At 59.9% G+C, this 5,118-nt stretch carries 6 protein-coding genes and 1 pseudogene; 5 read left to right on the top strand and 2 right to left on the bottom strand.

All coding sequences use genetic code 11. From position 1 onward, the window contains the following. Positions 1–692: 692 nt before the first annotated feature. The 5 genes and pseudogenes from PMI37_RS19060 (at position 693) to PMI37_RS19045 (ending at position 3,685) form a co-directional block, all read left to right on the top strand. Complete coding sequence (locus tag PMI37_RS19060; RefSeq protein WP_008083854.1) at positions 693–1,055, top strand: DUF6124 family protein; 363 nt, start codon at positions 693–695, stop codon at positions 1,053–1,055. Between the two features lie 218 nt (positions 1,056–1,273). After that, the gene (locus tag PMI37_RS19055; RefSeq protein ID WP_008083853.1) at positions 1,274–1,579 is read left to right on the top strand and encodes a hypothetical protein; all 306 of its coding nucleotides are present in this window, start codon (positions 1,274–1,276) and stop codon (positions 1,577–1,579) included. Positions 1,580–1,690: 111 nt separating this feature from the next. Continuing rightward, a complete protein-coding gene (locus PMI37_RS19050) occupies positions 1,691–1,930 on the top strand; it encodes a hypothetical protein (RefSeq protein ID WP_008083852.1) in 240 nt (79 codons plus the stop codon). Positions 1,931–2,095: 165 nt separating this feature from the next. After that, a pseudogene (locus tag PMI37_RS32555) lies at positions 2,096–2,377 on the top strand (PAS domain-containing protein); the annotation flags it as partial. A gap of 201 nt (positions 2,378–2,578) precedes the next feature. Beyond that, a complete protein-coding gene (locus tag PMI37_RS19045; protein ID WP_443216824.1) occupies positions 2,579–3,685 on the top strand; it encodes a methyl-accepting chemotaxis protein in 1,107 nt (368 codons plus the stop codon). Between the two features lie 140 nt (positions 3,686–3,825). On the opposite strand, the gene PMI37_RS19040 is transcribed toward PMI37_RS19045, so the two are convergent. Together PMI37_RS19040 and PMI37_RS19035 are read right to left on the bottom strand one after the other, a co-directional pair. Then, the gene (locus PMI37_RS19040; RefSeq protein WP_008083850.1) at positions 3,826–4,575 is read right to left on the bottom strand and encodes a YkgJ family cysteine cluster protein; all 750 of its coding nucleotides are present in this window, start codon (positions 4,573–4,575) and stop codon (positions 3,826–3,828) included. A gap of 83 nt (positions 4,576–4,658) precedes the next feature. Then, positions 4,659–4,985 (bottom strand): hypothetical protein, encoded by a 327-nt coding sequence (locus tag PMI37_RS19035; protein ID WP_008083849.1) that lies wholly within the window; start codon positions 4,983–4,985, stop codon positions 4,659–4,661. Between the last annotated feature and the right edge of the window lie 133 nt (positions 4,986–5,118).

The raw sequence follows: 5,118 nt of genomic DNA, 5'->3' as shown, positions 1-5,118 counted from the left end.
TCAATCCCTCCACTCAGCCTTCCGACGTCGCCCGTGGATCAAGATCAAGAGCTGCAGCCGAGCTAACGCTCATCCTGTTGAGTGGTGAGAAGCAGAAGCAGAAGCGGTGTGCGTTCTGCTTTTGCTCTTCGTAGGAGCAGAGCTTGCTCGCGATGGCGGCCAACCTATTTATTACAGACTGCACAAAAACCCTGTGGGAGCTGGCTTGCCAGCGATGGCGGCCCGCCAGCCGAGCATTTTCTTCAGTTGGCGGCAATCTCATGTAGGAGCTGCCGCAGGCTGCGATCTTGTGATCTTGTGATCTTGTGATCTTGCCTCTGACGTCGAACATCAAAAGATCGCAGCCTGCGGCAGCTCCTACATCGGCAGTGGGTGTTTAAACGCGTTTCGAAATGGGTGAACCTTCCCACAAGGTTTTCAGGTTGTCCGTCGGACGTGCGCTCTCTAGGCTTGGGTTGTCGCCGAAAACTCGGCGATCGGGTGTGAGAGCCCTTAGGAACTGTTAATCCAACACCAGTACCACCATAATTGCCGCCGGCTTTTTGCTGCCCTGCAATTTTTATGGCGGCTGTGTGCGGGCGAACTTCGGTTCGGCCGGGCTTGTTCCTACCGGTTTCTCACTCCGCACATAGCTGCCACCACTCCGCCGCGTGAGAAACGGCACGTGTTGGCTTTTGACAAGGAACATTTCCATGACTAAGCCCGTACCCGATCCCCCCTTCGAAACAACAACCCCCCTCGAAGACGCCATCCGCGCCGACGACCAGCTAAAAAACCGCGAAGCCATAAAACGCGCCCTCGATTTCTACCTCAGCCCCGACCCGATAAAACCACGCTTGCCCAGCACGATGTTCCTCATCCACCCGAACATCGACACCGAAAGCCTGCTCGCCCACGCTTGCGAATCCCTGGCCTCGGCCAATGTGATGGCCGGCGATTTCGCCGATCAGCTCAGCCGCCCGCAACGCAGCACGGCACTGGCCATCCAGCAGATCGTCATGCTCGCCGAACTGGCGGTCAACCGTGTTTTGGATCGGGTTGATCCCCAGCCCTGATCAGGCAGGAACACCGCGTTATCGTTCATCGCGAGCAGGCTCACTCCTACAGAGAGAATGCATTTCACATGTGGGAGTGAGCCTGCTCGCGATGACGGTATAACGGTCCCAATTCGGGACTTGTTTGCCAACTATCCTGCTCAAGATCCTCCCCTGTTCGCGGATAAACATTATGTAGCCTGGGTTTTCCGGGCCGCTCACCTCGGGAGGGTCTAGACATGAAGCTGAAAACCGCTCTGCCGTATGTGCTGCTCTTGCTTCCACTCGCAGCCTTCGCTGCACCTGGCAGTCAATCTGGCGAGATCCGTTTTACCGGGCAGATCGTCAATTCCGGCTGTGCGGTCGCACGTGTCGGCGCGTTGTCCGCCGCGCAGTCCCGTCAGGTCGAAATCAAGCCTGGTCTGAAAGTCGAGGTGGACACTGATCGCAACGCTTGCGGCCATCAGTCGCTGCCGATCTCCATGAGCTACGAAGCGCTGAAGACTTCGACCGATAAAGGCATCGTCACCATCACCTACCTGTGAGCCGTTCGGCGTGCGCTGTAAATCTTCAGGTGCCGAGCCATGGCGCGCAGGTATACTGCGCGCCTTCGCGGCTCACTGTTCGGGCCCGACTTTTTGCTTTCCGGAGCTTTTATGACTTCCCCGACCCTGCCGCCGGTTGACGACGCTGTCAGCGATGTCTCGGCTGAACTGGCCGATACCAGCGACACCAAAGCCGAAATTCCGGCCTTCAAGTTCCCGTTCAAACCGGGCGAGCTGGCTTCTGCCAAAGGCTCTAACCAGCCTTGGTACAAGAACGGCGCCAAGAATGGCCACACCAAGACCCCGGGCATGGCGCCGCCGGGCACCCGTCGTTCGATGGGCAAGCGCTGAGTTTTATTCCCGCCTGCGGCCCTCACTGTGATTTTCGATGGCGATGATTTTCGAACACAGTGATGGCTAAGTGCTCAGTTCCTGAGCCAGATCAATATTTGACCAATTGGTGCGCTTAGAGTCAGCAGCCCTGCCGACTCTTCCCATAAAACGAGCGCGCTATCCATGAAGATCAATCTCCCGGTGACCGGCCGCAACGTCGACGTGGCGCTGGATGCGAACATTCTTTCGACCACCGATCTGACCAGCGCGATCACCTACGCCAACGACGATTTCATCCAGATCAGCGGTTATACCCGCGACGAACTGCTGGGGACGCCGCACCACCTGCTGCGTCATCCGGACATGCCGGCGCAGGCGTTTGCGCACATGTGGCAGACGCTCAAACGCGGGCGGTCGTGGATGGGGCTGGTGAAGAATCGTTGCAAGAACGGTGATCATTATTGGGTCAGCGCCTTTGTCACACCGGTCACACAGAACGGCGTGGCGGTGGAGTATCAGTCGGTGCGCACGCGGGCGGACGCGCGTCTGGTCGCGGCGGCTGAGCGCGCTTATGCGCAATTGCGCGGTGATCAGATGACGCGCTGGCAACTGCCTGAGATCAGCGTGCAGGCGAAGATCACTGCGCTGGGCAGTGCGTTGCTTGGCATGGTCTTGAGTATCGAGGCGTGGTTACGACCGGAGTCGTTCTGGATTGAAGCCGCTGCGTTCGCGGCTGGCAGTGGCGCCTGTGCGTTGGGTGTGCGCTGGATTTTGCGTCCGCTGGTGCGTCTCACCGAACGTGCGAAACATATTGCCGACAACCCCTTGAGCCAGACCATCTACACCGGCCGGGGCGATGAGTTGGGGCAGATCGAGTTCGCCTTGCAGATGCTTGAGGCGCAGGTCGGCGCGGTGGTCGGGCGCATTGGCGATGCCTCGCAGCAATTGGCCGGGCATGCCGCGCAACTGGTCGATCATCTGCAGAGCAGTCATAGCAGTTCACTCGCGCAGCAAGCAGAAACCGATCTGGTGGCGGCAGCGATTCATCAAATGGCCGCCAGTGTCGCGCAGGTGGCCAGCCATGCGCAGCAAGCTTCGGTGGCGGCAGACATGGCCGGAACCGAAACCCGCGAGGGGCATTTACTGGTGGGTGAGAGTCGCCGTGCGGTGTTGCGTCTGGCCGAAGAGTTGGGGCGCGCCACCGAGGTGATTCATCAGCTCGAAGGTCATAGCAGCGAGATCTCCGGGGTGCTGGAGGTGATCCGCAGCATCGCCGAGCAGACCAATCTGCTGGCGCTCAACGCGGCGATCGAAGCGGCGCGCGCCGGTGATGCCGGGCGCGGTTTTGCCGTGGTCGCCGATGAGGTGCGCGGCTTGGCGCAACGCACCCAGCAATCGACCAACGAGATTCAGCGCATGATCAGTACCCTGCAAAACGGCGCGCGCGATGCGGTGATGGTCATGCAGCAGAGCAGCGAGCATGTCGATAACAGTGTCGAACAGGCGCAACGCGCGGCGCGGGCGCTGGACGGGATCAGTGAGCGGGTCGAGCAGATCACCGAGATGAGCCTGCAGATAGCGGCGGCGGTGGAGCAGCAGAGCGCGGTGAGCGAGGACATCAATCGCAACATCGTCAGCATCCGCACGGCGTGCGAGGTGACGGTGGATGAGGGGCGGCAGAGTCAGCAAAATTCCGAGGATGTGGCAGGGTTGGCGGGGGATTTGCGCTTGTTGGCGCGTGAATTCTGGGGGCGGCGGCAGGTTCGCGATTGAGGTCGCCTGCAAAGGCCCCATCGCTGGCAAGCCAGCTCCCACATTATTCTCGGGTGTTCACACTATTTGTGTACGCCACAGAACCCTGTGGGAGCTGGCTTGCCAGCGATGAGGCCAGTTCGTTCGCCGTAAAATTCTGATCAGGCCGCGCGCAACGAGATAAACGCATACGTCTGCGCCGGCTCGGTCACCACTTGCGCCCCCGCCGCCAGCACTTGCCCGGCAATGTCATCTCCGGACACATGAAACAGCCATTCGCTGTGCGCCTCGCCCGGCGGCTGCGCACTCACCTGATCGATGACCGTGGCGAATGCCGCCATGTTCGGCAGGTAGGCGGTGAAGCCATCACCTTTCAACGCCGTAGTACGAATCCCCAGCAGCGCACAGATTGCATCCTTGGTGCCGATGTCATCCCGATCGGCCTGACGCGAGCGCTGAATCAATTCAACCAATTCCTGATCAACCAACTCACCCCCCGCAATCAAAGCCGGTCCCTGGGTCCAGGATTCCGGCGGGCAATCCTTGGCAGCAGGGTTGAGCGGGATGTGCGGATTGATTTCTGCCGGATAGATGCGGCAAACCAGCGGCCGCCGTTCGTAAATCCGGCAGAGCTTGTCTTCGTCAAGATTCCGGCAGGGGCCGACGTTGTACGCGGCAAAAGTGATTGCCACATGCGCTTGCGTCATGCCGCTGCGCACCACCGCTGAACGACGTTCGGCGTGTTCACGCTGGTGTACCGGCAGGCCCAGGCCATTGCCGAGAAAGGCTTCGACTAACACGATCACCTGGCCGCCATCCGCCGCCCACATGCGGGCTTCGGCCAAGGTCAGGGGCACATGGTGGTCGGTGCAGCACTTGCCGCAGCCTACGCAGGAAAACGTCGTATTCATTGAGCGATCTTTCTTCAACCAAGGTGTGAAACGGTGGCGGAAAACCACCGCACAGGCACGGGTCGAAGCAAGTTATGCGCCATTCACTGAGGTTTGGCGGTCGGGCGGATCGAGTCCCACTCAGTGACGAAGGCGGTTTTTGATTGCTTGTTGTACAGGCACAACTCGCTGCCTTGCTGGCCTTTCATGTGTTTTTGCGGGTATTGGCCTTGCAGCAACACGGCGGTGTAGCCGACGCGGTCGTCGAATTGTGCGGGTGTGCCGACGGGTTTGGCATTTTTCAGGCCGCTGGCTTTGGTGCAACTGGCGAGTACGGTTTTGTCGTAGGCGGCCCAGGCGTCCGGGCTGGAGGCGTGGGCCTGGGAGGCTAGGGCGGTGAGGCAGAGCAGGCTGGCGGTGAGGGTTTTCATGGTGGGCGTCCTTGGTCGTGAGTGGCCAAGGTTGGAGTGTGCCTAAAGAGTTTTGTTGCCTCGGACAGCGCTAAAAGATCGCAGCCTTCGGCAGCTCCTACATGGATATGCGTTTCCCTGTAGGAGCTGCCGA

Origin of the sequence: Pseudomonas sp. GM80 (assembly GCF_000282515.1) — a bacterium.
Taxonomy (GTDB): Bacteria; Pseudomonadota; Gammaproteobacteria; order Pseudomonadales; family Pseudomonadaceae; genus Aquipseudomonas.
Note: the sequence above shows the minus strand (reverse complement) of the source record. Positions and strands in the feature narration are given on the sequence as shown.